The 12,654-nt window shown below is 69.5% G+C and carries 19 protein-coding genes and 1 pseudogene; 12 read left to right on the forward strand and 8 right to left on the reverse strand.

The genetic code is table 11. The features are described 5' to 3' along the window. Positions 1-178 precede the first annotated feature (178 nt). Positions 179-703, forward strand: a complete 525-nt coding sequence (locus tag AB0G47_RS27725; RefSeq protein ID WP_360775301.1) for a Pycsar system effector family protein — start codon at positions 179-181, stop codon at positions 701-703. A 17-nt stretch (positions 704-720) separates the two neighbouring features. On the opposite strand, the gene AB0G47_RS27730 is transcribed toward AB0G47_RS27725, so the two are convergent. The 4 genes from AB0G47_RS27730 to AB0G47_RS27745 all read right to left on the reverse strand — a co-directional run bounded on the left by AB0G47_RS27730 (position 721) and on the right by AB0G47_RS27745 (position 2,735). Next, a complete protein-coding gene (locus tag AB0G47_RS27730; RefSeq protein ID WP_360775304.1) occupies positions 721-1,419 on the reverse strand; it encodes a Crp/Fnr family transcriptional regulator in 699 nt (232 codons plus the stop codon). Positions 1,420-1,433: 14 nt separating this feature from the next. After that, entirely contained in the window at positions 1,434-1,766 is a 333-nt protein-coding gene (locus AB0G47_RS27735) for a hypothetical protein (protein WP_360775307.1), read from the reverse strand. Beyond that, entirely contained in the window at positions 1,763-2,308 is a 546-nt protein-coding gene (locus AB0G47_RS27740) for a DUF6232 family protein (RefSeq protein ID WP_360775310.1), read from the reverse strand. The genes AB0G47_RS27735 and AB0G47_RS27740 overlap by 4 nt, the downstream gene beginning before the upstream one ends. 244 nt (positions 2,309-2,552) lie before the next feature. After that, a complete protein-coding gene (locus AB0G47_RS27745; RefSeq protein ID WP_360775313.1) occupies positions 2,553-2,735 on the reverse strand; it encodes a hypothetical protein in 183 nt (60 codons plus the stop codon). Positions 2,736-2,897: 162 nt separating this feature from the next. On the opposite strand from AB0G47_RS27745, the pseudogene AB0G47_RS27750 reads away from it, so the two are divergent. From AB0G47_RS27750 to AB0G47_RS27765, 4 genes and pseudogenes are all read left to right on the forward strand, one after another. Beyond that, a pseudogene (locus AB0G47_RS27750) lies at positions 2,898-3,251 on the forward strand (FAD-binding protein); the annotation flags it as partial. Between the two features lie 352 nt (positions 3,252-3,603). Further along, positions 3,604-3,765, forward strand: coding sequence for a hypothetical protein (locus AB0G47_RS27755; protein ID WP_360775316.1), 162 nt, complete (start codon positions 3,604-3,606; stop codon positions 3,763-3,765). Positions 3,766-3,827: 62 nt separating this feature from the next. Further along, the gene (locus AB0G47_RS27760; protein WP_360775319.1) at positions 3,828-4,229 is read left to right on the forward strand and encodes a hypothetical protein; all 402 of its coding nucleotides are present in this window, start codon (positions 3,828-3,830) and stop codon (positions 4,227-4,229) included. A 95-nt stretch (positions 4,230-4,324) separates the two neighbouring features. Continuing rightward, positions 4,325-5,119 carry a DUF4239 domain-containing protein gene (locus tag AB0G47_RS27765; protein WP_360775321.1) on the forward strand — a complete coding sequence of 265 codons (795 nt, stop codon included), beginning with the start codon at positions 4,325-4,327 and terminating at the stop codon, positions 5,117-5,119. Positions 5,120-5,216: 97 nt separating this feature from the next. Here AB0G47_RS27765 and AB0G47_RS27770 read toward each other — a convergent pair whose 3' ends face one another. Both AB0G47_RS27770 and AB0G47_RS27775 read right to left on the reverse strand, forming a co-directional pair. Next, positions 5,217-5,417, reverse strand: a complete 201-nt coding sequence (locus AB0G47_RS27770) for a hypothetical protein (protein ID WP_360775323.1) — start codon at positions 5,415-5,417, stop codon at positions 5,217-5,219. 338 nt (positions 5,418-5,755) lie between these two features. Next, complete coding sequence (locus AB0G47_RS27775; protein ID WP_360775326.1) at positions 5,756-5,935, reverse strand: hypothetical protein; 180 nt, start codon at positions 5,933-5,935, stop codon at positions 5,756-5,758. A 162-nt stretch (positions 5,936-6,097) separates the two neighbouring features. Between AB0G47_RS27775 and AB0G47_RS27780 the strand changes: the two genes are divergently transcribed. Further along, positions 6,098-6,310, forward strand: a complete 213-nt coding sequence (locus AB0G47_RS27780) for a hypothetical protein (RefSeq protein WP_360775329.1) — start codon at positions 6,098-6,100, stop codon at positions 6,308-6,310. Between the two features lie 46 nt (positions 6,311-6,356). Here AB0G47_RS27780 and AB0G47_RS27785 read toward each other — a convergent pair whose 3' ends face one another. Further along, positions 6,357-8,432 (reverse strand): SpoIIE family protein phosphatase, encoded by a 2,076-nt coding sequence (locus AB0G47_RS27785; protein ID WP_360775332.1) that lies wholly within the window; start codon positions 8,430-8,432, stop codon positions 6,357-6,359. A gap of 149 nt (positions 8,433-8,581) precedes the next feature. Next, complete coding sequence (locus AB0G47_RS27790) at positions 8,582-9,067, reverse strand: DUF5994 family protein (RefSeq protein WP_360775334.1); 486 nt, start codon at positions 9,065-9,067, stop codon at positions 8,582-8,584. A 334-nt stretch (positions 9,068-9,401) separates the two neighbouring features. On the opposite strand from AB0G47_RS27790, the gene AB0G47_RS27795 reads away from it, so the two are divergent. From AB0G47_RS27795 to AB0G47_RS27820, 6 genes are all read left to right on the forward strand, one after another. Further along, the gene (locus AB0G47_RS27795) at positions 9,402-9,977 is read left to right on the forward strand and encodes a DUF5994 family protein (protein ID WP_360775337.1); all 576 of its coding nucleotides are present in this window, start codon (positions 9,402-9,404) and stop codon (positions 9,975-9,977) included. A 48-nt stretch (positions 9,978-10,025) separates the two neighbouring features. Beyond that, positions 10,026-10,199, forward strand: a complete 174-nt coding sequence (locus tag AB0G47_RS27800) for a hypothetical protein (protein WP_360775339.1) — start codon at positions 10,026-10,028, stop codon at positions 10,197-10,199. Between the two features lie 97 nt (positions 10,200-10,296). Next, positions 10,297-10,569 carry a hypothetical protein gene (locus AB0G47_RS27805; RefSeq protein WP_360775342.1) on the forward strand — a complete coding sequence of 91 codons (273 nt, stop codon included), beginning with the start codon at positions 10,297-10,299 and terminating at the stop codon, positions 10,567-10,569. 701 nt (positions 10,570-11,270) lie between these two features. After that, positions 11,271-11,627, forward strand: coding sequence for a PRC-barrel domain-containing protein (locus AB0G47_RS27810; RefSeq protein ID WP_360775345.1), 357 nt, complete (start codon positions 11,271-11,273; stop codon positions 11,625-11,627). Positions 11,628-11,662: 35 nt separating this feature from the next. Then, positions 11,663-11,839 (forward strand): hypothetical protein, encoded by a 177-nt coding sequence (locus AB0G47_RS27815; RefSeq protein ID WP_360775348.1) that lies wholly within the window; start codon positions 11,663-11,665, stop codon positions 11,837-11,839. 110 nt (positions 11,840-11,949) lie between these two features. After that, entirely contained in the window at positions 11,950-12,624 is a 675-nt protein-coding gene (locus AB0G47_RS27820) for a DUF4232 domain-containing protein (RefSeq protein WP_360775351.1), read from the forward strand. Positions 12,625-12,654: the final 30 nt, after the last annotated feature.

Raw genomic sequence — 12,654 nt, forward strand, 5'->3', positions numbered from 1 at the left:
CTGACCGTTCCCTGCCATGACACCTCTCGGGTTACACACATTCGTACACCCCCGCCCCGCGGTGAACCCTGTGGAAATACGGATTGCGGAACCCACAGAAGTGACTGGTTCTGTACGGGAGTTAGCCCCGTACTGGAGGAAGCAAGGGAGCACACCTTCACCGACCGGAGGAACGTCCATGGCACGGACCGGGCAGGTCATCACCGGCAACCGCCCCGCGCAGTACATGTTCACCGCACTGCAGACCACCCATCAGCACGCGGACGCCAAGGCAGGCATCCTCTCGGCGGCGCAGGCGGGCCTTGCCGTCACGGCGGGATCGTGGAGCGGCCGAGCGGTGCAGATCTGGGAGCGGGGCGGGGTGGCAGCGGCGGTGGCGGGGACGCTCCTGGTCCTGTTCGTCTGCGGTCTGATCGGTGGCGCGGTGAGCCTGGCGGCGGCGTTGAGCCCGCGGCTGCTGCGGGGCACGGATGTCAACCGGTACAGCTTTGTGCACCTGGCATCGGGCCCCGACATCCTGCCCACCGCCGAGGACGCGCGGCCCGACGAGGCCGCGGACCGCCGGGAGTTGTCGCACACCGTGCGGTTCCTCGCCCATGTCGCCGTACGCAAGTACCGCTGGCTGACGGCGGCGGTGGTGTGCACGGCCGTGATGGGTGTGAGCGCGGGGCTGAGCGTGACGTTGCAGCCGGCACTGCTGTGACACCGGCGGTCGCGCCGCTAAGGCAACTCACCCGTCAGATCCCCGAGTTGCCTGAGGCTCGGCAGGTCGCGGATGGTGGTGGTGCGGTAGCCGGTCTCCAGCAGGCCCTCGTCTCGCAGCTCGCGCAGCACCTTGTGGATGGTCGTCTCGGCGGCTCCGACCAGCGTGGCCAGCTCGGGCTGCGTGAGCCGGCAGCCGATGACGACTCCCCCGCTCCGAGCAGCCCCATAGGACGCGGCGAACTCCACCAACAGCCGGACAAGGCGCACCTTCGCCGGATATCCGCGGAAGTCGAGACGCCGCCGGTTCGCCCAGCGCAGCCGGTCGGCGACGATGCCGGTCAGCGCGATGGAGACCTCGGGGCGGCGCAGCTGCAGCTCCCGGAATTCGCCGGTCCGCAGTATCCGGGCGGTGACCGGACCGCAGGCGGTGACGGTGGCCGAGCGGGGGGCGCCGTTCATGGCCGCCATCTCGCCGACGGTGTCCCCGGCGGCCCTGACCGCGAGGAGCGAGGTCTCGCCGTTCTCGACGCTCGCGGTGACCTTGACGAAGCCGGACAGGAGCAGCAGTACGTGCCGGTCGTCCATGCCCTCGCGGAGCAGTACGTCACCGGCGTCGAACCGGACTTCGGTGCCCAGACCGAGGAGTTCCTGCCGTGCCGCGGGTGACAGCATCCCCAGCAGACTGCGGGCGGGCCACTCCTCGGGCTTGGACATGGCCCCAAGGTAGTTCAGGCACCGCCGATGAGCGCGAGGACCCGTTGGATCGCCGCGACCACGGGGGCCCCGACCTCGCCGACGACCGTCGCGACCCCGCCGATGGCGCTCAGGGCGAGCCGCAGGGTTCCGGGATCGACGTCGCCGCCGGCGCTGATGGTGCCCAGGGAATCATCGATGACGCGCCGGTCCTCGGCCGATACCTGACCCCGCAGCACCTGAATTGCCTGGATCATTTCCCTGAAGGCCGCCTGCGGGTCGACCGGCCCTTGATTCTTGTTGATTCCGACATTTCCCATCCCGCCGGTCTGCGTGACGGAGTCCCCATAGTGATTGCCGCCGTTCAACTTCCCACCCGCTTCCCCGTATTACCGACGCCGCCGATCTGATTGATCTTGTCGCCGATGTGGCTGTTGTAGAAATTGGTGATCTCGGTACGGAAGTTGGCCTGCGGATTCGATATCGCATCCGTGATTCGGTAGACAAGCCCGCCCACTTCACGCGGGTCGGCGCTGACCAGCACGGCCCGCGGCGTCCCCGAAGTCTCGATGACCAACGCGTAGTACGTACGCATCGCGAGGACCAGGCACAACTGGATCGTGAAGGCGGCGGCCAGGACCAGCACGACGATGGTCACGCCGCGCATGACGTCCTGCTCGTTGCCGTACTCACCGCCGGGCCATTCGATCCTGTCGCTCACGGCAGAGGCGGCCACCGTCAGGACCGCCAGGATCACGGCGTACCTGATGAAACGCCACACGGCGGCCTTGCGGTCTGGTTCGATCCTGATCGTCGTGGCCCGGGCGATGTTGTGCAGCGGATATGCCTCGCCACCGACCCAGAGAATTCCTCGGGCCACTTGAACAACAATGACCGTGCGCTTGGCCATGATGAGCCCTTCCCCCGAAGCGGACAGAGTCCGCCGTGAGGCAGAGCATCCTCTCCAACCACCATTCCTACAAGGGAATTTGAAGAGTACGACCCGGTCGGGGTACGCGCGGAAACCCACCTTTCCCTGACGCCTCAGAGGCGTGCCACGAAGAACTCGTACTGATACTCCTGCTCACTCACCGCGGCCACGGTGGCGAAGTCACTGGCGAGGAAAACCCATGCGGCTTCCCTGGCCCGGCGGATCAGTTGACGGCGAGCAATCGGCCGTAGATCACTGAGCTTCCCAAGCTCATGTCGATGACGACCGGGGTCTGGGACACCGCCCGCTGCGGCAGCCGGGCCGCGCCACCGCCGGGCGGGGTGTACTGCTCATCGGCGTCGTCGCCGACGGGACGCTCACGCAGGGCGGGGTTCTCCTCGGTCACCAGCGCCTCTCGGCCCTGACGGGCAAGGGGATGAGGCGGGCGTTTGCGTGAACCATGCACGCGTCCGGAGTGTCAGGGCAGGTCGGTCTACCTGTGGCGGCTCACTCTGGAACGACGCGATGCGGGGCCGTCCCGCAGACCACCGCTGGAACGAGGCCCATCATGCCTCCCACTCGTCGAGCCGTCCTGCGCTCCGGTGCGCTCGCCGCCGACGGGGCCGCGCTGCCTCTGGGATACGCCGGCCGCCCGGCCGCGGCCGCCGCGCCGTCCCGTACGGATCAGGCCGCCGAACCGGCCGCATGGCGCGAGCTGCGCCGGAAACTGAGCCCGGCCGCACGGCTGTACCGGCCCGGCCACCAGGACTACGCCTCCCAGGCGACGGCCGACAACCAGCGGTACGCCGACGTCCGCCCGGCCGGGATCCTCGCCTGCGCCACCGAGGACGACGTACGAACCGCGGTCCACTGGTGCGCCGAGCACCAGGTGCCGTTCGTACCCCGCTCCGGCGGCCACAACTACGCCGGCCACTCCACCACGCCCGGCTTGGTCCTCAGCCTCCGGCCGATGCACGACGTGGAGCCGCGCGGGCGTCGGTGTCGCCGGCCTCACCCTCGGCGGCGGCCTCGGCTTCAACGACCGCAAGTGGGGCCTGACCTGCGACCGGCTCACCGAGACCCGTGTCGTCCTCGCCGACGGCACCCTGGTACGCGCCACCGAGGATGAGAACGCGGACCTGTTCTGGGCGTGCCGCGGCGGGGCGGGCGGCAACTTCGGCATCAACACCGCCTTCGTCTTCGACGCCGTACCCGTCGACCGGCAGCGCGCCACCGTCTTCGACCTCTCCTTCCCCCTCACCGCCGGACCTGCCGTGGCCGACGAGCTCCAGCATCTCCTCGACACCGACGCCTCGGGCGACCTCGACGTACGCATCGGCTTCAAGCACGCCGGCGACGGCACCACCGCGGTATGGGTGCTCGGCCAGCGCCTGGGCCCCGAGGACGCCCTGCGCCGCATCTCACCGGGCTGCTGAAACTCCGGCCGACCAAGACCTTCATCGAGGAGCGCGGCTTCTGGGCGGCCCAGGACCACCTCATGGAAACCCCCGGTGCGAAGGACTGCTACGCCTCCCGCTCCCTCGTCCCCGACCGGTGGCTGACCACCGACACCGTCGCCCACATGACGGAGTGGACCCGCACCTGGCAGCCCGGCCCCGCCCAGGCGACCGGCTACATCACGCTCTTCGCCATGGGCGCCGCCAACTCCGCACCACGCCCCGACCAGACCGCCTACCCGCACCGCGCGGCCACCTTCGTCATCGACATCGGCACCCACTGGAAACCCGGCACCCTACGTCAACTTCCCCGACCCCGACCTGCGTGCGGGAGCAGCTCGCCGCGATGGACGCACAGCCGGCAGGCCGAGCCTCTCGGCCTGCCGGCGGACACCCACCGCCTGCCCGGGCAACCGGAGGAACCGGACCCCCAATGGGGGTGATGATCACGACCTGAGGCGTGACGGCCCCGGGCGGCGGCCGCGAGGTGCCTAGGCTCGCGGCCGGCCCCACTGGACTCCGACCCGGGAGACGCACCGTGGCCCTGTGGCTGCTCAACCACCTCAGCACCCTCGCACTGACCCTGTTGATCGTCGGCGGCACCGTCCTTCTGACGGTGGCAGGAAGCCTGCTGGTCCGCCGCCGGTTTCCGAGGCTGGCCGAGGGTGAGCACAACGAGATGGTCGGCGTGGTGCTCGGCATGTTCGGCGCGATCTACGGGATCATCCTCGCCTTTGTGATCGTGACCCTGTGGACGCAGCTGGAGACCACCCAGGCGGTGGTCGCCGCCGAGGCCACGGATGCCGCGGTGATCGTGCGCGATGTGGGCGCGTTCCCCGAACAGGCGCAGACCCACGTCAAAGAGGCCGTCGGCCGCTACCTCCACCACGTGGTGGAAGTGCAGTGGGCGAACATGCGGGCCGGCGGGATGACCCTCTCCTCGGGGGAGCAGATGCAAGGAATCTACGACGCCCTTCAGAGCTACGAACCCGTCACAGAAGCGCAGAAGACCTACTACGCGGAGGCGGCCGACAGTCTCGACGACATGGCCACCCAGCGCCGGGCCCGGCTCACGATCGCCGGCCAGGAACTGCCGCTGCTCCTCCAGGTGCTCGTCTTCGGCGGCGCGCTCGTGATCCTCCCGATGACCTTCCTCTACGGCACGCGGAGCCGGAAGATGCAGCTGATGTTCGTCGCAGCGGTCGCTGCGCTGATCGGATTCAGCCTGCTCCTCGTGGTGGTTCTCGACCGTCCCTTCGCCGGAGACCTGAGCGTCAGCCCGGAGCTCTTCCACCAGGGGAAGCTCGAACAGTTCTGGCCGTCCCGCTCGTAGGACTACGGGAGCAGGTTCCGGCCCCCGAAGCCGCCGGTGGCCGCTGCCAGCGCGGAAGGCCGTGCCACAACGTGCCAGTAGAGGCGGTGAACAGCGGTCAACAGGGGCGTGCCAAGTACCGCGCGGAGAAGGCCGCCTGAGCACGTTTCCCCAGGTCACCGGCTATGCGGACCTCAAGTGCCGGGTGATTCCCAAGCTCATAGCGCGGGTGGATGGTCAGCAGCTCCACCCGGCCGGGACAGACGCCGTGCAGCACCTCGTCGTTGGCGGCGGTGTGCGACGCCTGCTCGCCCTCCAAGACATGCGCGTACGCCTGCGCCGCTACAACGGAGTCCCGGAGGCTCAGGAGCTCCGCGAGCGCGCAGCCCACGTGACGGGCTAGGTCTCTGCTCTCCAGGCCTCCTGGTCCAGATGGGCGTCGACGTCGTTGGCGAGGCGGTAGGCCCGCCGACGTACTCGGCCTCCTCGGCATCGCCGCCACCGAGGCCGCGATCATCGCCAGAACCGTCGTGCCCTCGTGAAGCGTCAGGTTGAGCCCCGGGGCGCTACTCGATGTCGAGCGGCTGCCGTCAGTCGTCTTTCATGGTGAGGCCGACGTGCCGCGCCAGCCGGTGCCAGGTCACGCCGCTGGGTCCATCAGGTGTGCAGACGGCTGTTGGGGCCGTCCTGATCGCCGGCGCTCTCGTCGTTGAACCAGTAATCACCGGCGGCCAGGTACCGGAGGGAATGCGCGCTCTCGCTCGGCAGTTCGATCGCGACGGCCCGCTTCCCGTCTTTGCGCGGCCGCAGGGTGCGGGCACCGGGCTGCTGCCCCATCCCCGGCGCTGAGGGGACGGCCCGCCTTCCGACTCCGCCACATCAGGCACGGACGTCACCCGTGTGCCTCGCCTCGGAGTCGACATGATGCAGACCGTCACTGTGCGTGTCAGCGTCGTCCGAGAGGAATCCGTACCCCACGCATCAAGAGGAGTCGCCGTCATGGGCGGTGAGCAGGACAAGCGCAAGGAGCCGGGACAGGGCCGCGAGGCGCAGGAGCATCATCGCCCCGGAGACCCCGCGCACCCCCGGCCGGGCAAGGCGTCCCGCGAGCAGGCACAGAAGCAAGGCCAGAAGCAGGGCCAGGAGGAGACCTCGCGCCGCCGCGAGGACGACCTGCTGCGCGAAGAAGACCTGCACGACGAGACGCTCTGACCAGAGCACCACTCGCCCACACGCCCAGAGCCCGGCCGCGGGAGTGTCAGGTCTTGACCCGGGCGATGAGCAGGGCGACGTCGTCGTGATCGCCGGGGTGGCGCAGTGCGTGGAGGAGCATGTCGCAGGTCTCCTCCAGGGATCGCGGCGGCTTTGCGAGGAGGGCAAGGAGAGCGTTCAGGCGTTCGTCGATGGCCTGGTCGCGCGTTTCGACCAAGCCATCGGTGTAGAGGGCCAGTTGGTCGCCCGGGTGCAGATCGAACGTGGTGGTGTGGAAGAGGACGTCGCCGACGCCGAGAGGGACTCCGGTGGGCAGTTCCCATAGTTCGGGAGGCCGTCCGCGACGCATCAACACGGGGGGCATGTGCCCCGCGTTGGAGATGAGGCATCGGGTGTGGTGGGGGTCATAGACGGCGTAGACGCAGGTCGTGATGGTCTGCCCCATGGGGTCGGTCAGGCGGTCGAGGTGACGCAGTACCTGGGCGGGGTCGAGGTCGAGTTCGGCCAGTGTGCGGGTGGCGGTGCGGAGCTGGCCCATCGTTGCGGCGGCGCTGATGCCGCTGCCCATGACGTCGCCGACGACGAGGGCGGTCTTGTCCCCCGTCAGGGGGATGACGTCGAACCAGTCGCCGCCGACCTCGTCCGCCGCTTGGGCGGGCTGATAGCGGTAGGCGATCTCAAGGCCGGGCGGGTCCGGTGGCTGCTGCGGCAGAAGGCTGCGCTGGAGGGTGAGGGCGGTGTTGCGTGCCTGCTGGTACCAGCGTGCGTTGTCGACGCACACGGCGGCGCGCGCGGCCAGCTCGCCGGCCAGGACCTCATCGTCGGCGGTGAACGGTTCCGGATTGCGCAGGCGCTTGAGGTCGAGGGCACCGAGGACCTCGCCGCGGGCGATGAGCGGCACGGCCAGGTAGGAGTGGAGTCCCGCGGCGGCCAGCATTCTGACGGCTTCGGGACTGCGGGCGATGCGGATCAGGTCATCGTCGTCCACGTGGGGCACCCGGACCGGGCGGCCGGTGTTCACACACCGGGTGACCAATCGGTCGGCTTCGTAGCGTGCCACCTCACCCGGCGGATCGGCCGCACGCACCGCGTCTGTGGGGTACGCGGCAGCCACGGCCAGGGCCCTGAATACCGCTGACCCTTCGTGGACGGCAACGGCCGCACGGCTGTGCAGGATGCTGTCGAGCACGTCCACCGCGGCCACGTCGGCCAGTTCCGGCACTGAGACCTCGGCGAGTTCGCGGGCGGTCTGGTCGAGGTCGAGCGTGGTCCCGATGCGCAGGGAGGCCTCGGCTACGACCGCGAGGCGCTGCCGGGCCCCGGCGGCCTCGGCCTTGGCGCGATGCCGCTCACTGACGTCGACGACGGACGTCGCGACGCCGAGCACCTTCCCGTTGGAAGCCTCCAGCCGATAGAAGGACACCGACCACACATGCTCACGGTCCGGGTCGGCCGGGGTGCGCCCCGTGGACTCACGGTCAAGGATCGGAATTCCGTCGGCCAGAACCTCACACATCGCGGACTCGATGGCCTCGACGTCCAAAAAGGGCAATGCCTCACGGACGTTCCGGCCGACATGCTCGGCAGCCGGCAGGCCGTTGATGCGTTCCAGCGCCGGATTGACGGCTACGTACCGCAGATCGGTGTCTACCACCGCCAGCCCGATCGGGGACTGCGAGATCAGCCGAGTGGACAGCGCCAGATCCCGCTCCACCCGCCGCAACGTCGCCTGGTCGGTAGCCAGGCTCAGGGCATAGACACCTTTCCGGCCGTCCTCAAGGCGCATGTTCCGGAACTCCAGCAGCCGCGTGCCGCCATCCTTGTGCCGCACGGGAAACACGCCGGCCCAGCTCCCCCCGCCCGCCATGACCCGCGCGAACAGCTCGACCACCAGCTCCAGGTGCTGCTCGTGGACCAGCAGCCGGCCCGCGAACCGGCCGAGAGCCTCATCTGCGGTGTATCCGAACAGTTCCTCGGCCTGCGGGCTCCACAACGTGATCCGCCCGTCCGCGTCGAGCACCACGGCCGCGACCTTCAGGACATCCAGTAGCCCCCCGGGCTCGGGCGAATCACCCTCCGACGGCTGGCTTGGGTGGGCCGGGAAGGATTCGGTTGCGCGCATCCCGGGACTCCTTCCACCCGCTGCCCGCGTTCCACCCGCTGCCCGCGCCAGGCGTCCCGGGCCTGCTTCTGCCCTCGCCTTTGCTGCCCGTGACTCCCATCCTCCCTCCCCCACAGCAGACCCCGCACCTCTGCACGAGCAACGAGGGGCTACTCGTCCGCAGGGGCGGTGGTGGGGGCGATGAGGATCTGGGCGGCCTGGGCGATGTTGTCGGCGCGGACGGCGCGGGCCATCGCGTCGCGGGCGGCGTCGGCTGTGGTGTCCGGGGGAACCACCAGCAGGGTGAAGTGGTCGTTGTGGCCGCGGGTGATGAGCACGGTGTCGTCGCCGACCGGGTCGGAGTCGAGGTGCACGACCTGGTCGTCGATGACCAAGCGGGTAGGGATGTCCTGCCAGGCGGTGGCGTCCAGACCGACCCGCGTGATGGGCCCGAGGTGCCCGGTCAGTGCCGTGATCAGGGCGGGCAGCTCGGCCGTGAGGTCCCGGGAGCGCGGCCACCAGGCGCCGTCGAGGACCCCTTGGCGGGACTGTGTGGTCTCCAGCCGAAGCAGGGTGGGGCCGGGCTTGACGGCTTGGTGGATCGCGTCCGGGAGGAGCTTCAGAGGGACGGGGACGGGGGTGTCGGATGCGGCCATGATGGGTCCGCCTGTCTCGCGGTGCGGCGGCACCCCGTCCGGCCGACCGGCAGCGGCGTCGGAAGGCTCTTGAGCTCGGAAGGCTCTTGAGCGGGGAAGTGCCTCCGTCGTTTCACGCTACTCCGTCCGCACTCCGTCCGCCCCCGCAGTGAAGCACTCTCCAACCGAACCGTCGCAGCTGGAAAATACCTGGTCAGAACCTGCTTCCAGGACCTCGAACCGGAGTACGGTGAAGGAACCGGGAGTATTTCGCACACCCGCTCCGCTGCGGACGTCGTTTCCGGCGATCACTGCACCGGGCCGTTCGCGAACGGCCCGGGGACGGGTCCGCGACATGACTACGACCCTTGGCCGCGCCGAGCCCCGCGTGGGCGCTCCCGCCGTTCCGGCGCGCCTGTCCCTTACGCCCAAGACCGCTCTCGCAGGCCAGCTGGACGGCGCCTGGTGGCCCCGTTCCCGTGACCTCGAAACCGAGCTCCCCGCGCTGGCCGCCGCCCTGGAAGAGCCCTGGGGGCGCATCACCCGCGTCACCGTGAACCCCACCCGCTGGCCCGTCATCCCGCACACGATTGCCGTGGCCGGGCACACGCTGCACGTGGGCTGGTTCACCGAACAGGACCCCGACAAGCTGATCCTGCTGTCCTACACCGTGGGCCGCTGGGACCTTCTCGTCGTCCCGCCCGAGACCGAGCCCGCCGCCGCGGCCCGGCTGATGGCCGCCGCCGCGACCCCCGGCAGCCTCCTCACCGCGAGCGTCCTGATGGCCAACGAAGCCGCCATCGGGCGCGGCATCCGCGACGCCCAGCGCCAGGAAGCCGGCTGGGAGAGCGAAGGCGGAGCCTGCATGTCCCCCTTCGGGAATCCGATCGACCGAAGCACCCTCCCACTTCCCGGGAACGGCTGGAGGTGAGCTCCATGGAGACCATTCCTCATCGCGGTGATGATCCTGGTGACCGGTATGGGAATGCACCTGATCCACCTGCTCAACGCGCAGCACGACGCACGGATCGCGGCCCACCACTTCAGCGACCCCCTGCCGAGACCTCCCGGCCTGCCGGACGACACCAGACGTCGAGCCCACCGCGCGGATGCCGACCTCTCCGCCCACTCCGAAGGGAACACGCCAACGTGAAGCACACGGCAACACCCGCCGGCCCCGCCCGCTCCGACGGGATCTGAGAGCCCCCACGGGCCCCGGAGCCCACTACCGCACGGGAAAGGACGCGGTCATGGCCACACTGCGTGAACGTAAGACCTACCGCGACCAAGTGCTCCAGGTCCTGTACGAAGCCGTCGAAGGCAACCGCCTCCTCGGCATCACCGGAGCACAGCTGCGACGCGACCTCCACGTACCGGAACAGGACCTGGCCGCCGCCTGCACCTACCTGGCGGGCGAGGGGCTGATCACCGTCGACTGGGAACCGGGCAACACGCCCGCGATGGTCACCCTCACGCACGAGGGAATCCGCCGCATGGAGGCCGAGGAGGAAGAGCGCGGCTGAGCCCGCGCAGCACGTCGGCGGGGATCGGCCTGGACGGCTCCTGCGCCCAGTCGGCCACCTGCTGCCGCCAGTGCCTCAGCATTCGCCGGGCCTCGGCGAGCGCGGCGCTGGTGACCGTGACCGGCGTGCGGTAGGCGTGGCCGAGCAACAGCATCCTCACAGCCAGCGGGTCGGTCCCCTCCGGGGCGAATGCGTCCGGGGGTGCCGGGCTGACCTGGCCCACGTCGATCCGGAACCCGCCGACGGCGTCCTGCACGGAGGTGCCGTACGCGAGCACGTGCAGGTCGGCAGCGGCCGCGTCTGGGCCGGCTCAGGCGGCAGGTCTGGCGTAGCGAGGACCGTGATGGACTGCAGCCCATGCAGCTCCGCAGTGCGTGCCAGTACGTCACCGACCAGGGGCGCCCGCACATGCACCGCGCCGATCCCGGTGTCGATGACCGGCAGGTGGACGCAGATGCGCAGCAGGTGGCGGTGTGCGGAGGGGATCTCCACGAGGCGGCCGGTGCGAGTGTCGGCGATACGCAGCGCGGGCCCCAGGTGGCCCATACCGCCGCGAAACATCACCGGTGCCGGAGAAGCGCCAGGGGCATACCATGATGAATGGGTCGGTGCACTCTCACGTGCAGCGCCCGGAAGGGCGGCCCCGGCGTGACTCTGCCGGGGTCGTTGGGTCACCCTCGTCGCACCGCAGGGAGCGGGGCATGATCCATTCAGCCGAAATCCGCGAGTGGCGCGACTGCGACGTCGTCGACCCAAAAGGACACAGGATCGGCTCGCTGGAAGCGATCTACGTGAACACCGCTACCGACGAACCGGCCATGGCCACCGTCCTCACCGGCTTGCCCACCCGCCGGCGCCTGGTCTTCGTTCCTCTCGACGAGGCGATCGTGGGACCCGGCTACGTCAAGGTCGCGCATGCCAAGGCAGTCGTGAAGAAGGCGCCGGCCATCGGCACTGATGACATCCTGCCCGCCGAGCAGGAAGAAGCGATCTTCAAGCACTACGAGATGGCCTACCAGCCCGGCGCCCACGGCGAACGGAAGCTCGCGCGCCGCTGACCGCCCCGAGCCGCTTGCCAGAGGAGGTGCTCGCAATGGCGATCTTCCTGTTCCTGCTTCTCGTGGCCGTCATCCTGGGACTTGTCGGCGCGGTGGTGGAGGGCATGCTCTATCTCCTGTTCATCGCCATCCTGCTCGTCATGGCCGACGTGGCCTTCATCGCCACACGACGGTCCCGACGTTCGCATCGCAGCCACGGAGGGGCACGTTAGCGGGACGTCAGCCCGACGTGAGTGGGACGCCAGCGGGCCCCGGCAGTGTGGTGTTCACCGCGGAGGACACCGCCGCGGAGACCCAGACCACCGCACGGGGGAACCTCACAATGCGTACCAACCGAATCCGCGCCACCGTCCTCGCCGCAGCCGCCACCGCCCTCGCCCTGTCCCTCACCGCCTGTGGCGGCAGCGACAGCGGCTCGGACGGAGCCAAGGCCGACAGCGGCAAGAGCGCGGGCACCACCGTCGACGGGTCGAAGGGCTCGCAGGACTCCGGGGAAGCATCAGCCGAGACTTCCGGTGGCACCGTCCAAGCCGACAGCGGCCAGGGCTCCGGAGCCGCTGCCGCAACTGCCCAGCCGTGCAAGGGCGATGAGATGTCGTACTCCGTACTGCACCGCTTCCCGGCGGAACAGGGCGAGCACCTCCTCATCACCGCCGTGAACGCCGGCACCAAGCCCTGCTGGGTCACCTCGTACCCGTCCGTCATGCTCGGGGACACGACCGACGCCCTGCCCCACACCTCGAAGGACGCCGACGGCGGCACGGCCGAGGTCACCATCAAGCCCGGCGGCAAGGTCTACTCCGCCGTCGCCCTCTTCGCCGACGGTGACCAGACCCACACCTCCTCGAAGCTCTCCCTCGCCCTGCGCGACCAGACCGGCGACAGCGGTCCGGGCTACGACAACGAGGCCTTCGACGGGAAGGGCGCGCCCTCGGAATTCACCTGGGACACCGCCGAGGTCACCAACTGGAACACCGAGAAGCCGTACGACTTCTGACCCCGTTACAGTCGGATGATCCCGCTGGAT

This window comes from Streptomyces sp. NPDC021622 (genome assembly GCF_040640795.1).
GTDB lineage: Bacteria > Actinomycetota > Actinomycetes > Streptomycetales > Streptomycetaceae > Streptomyces.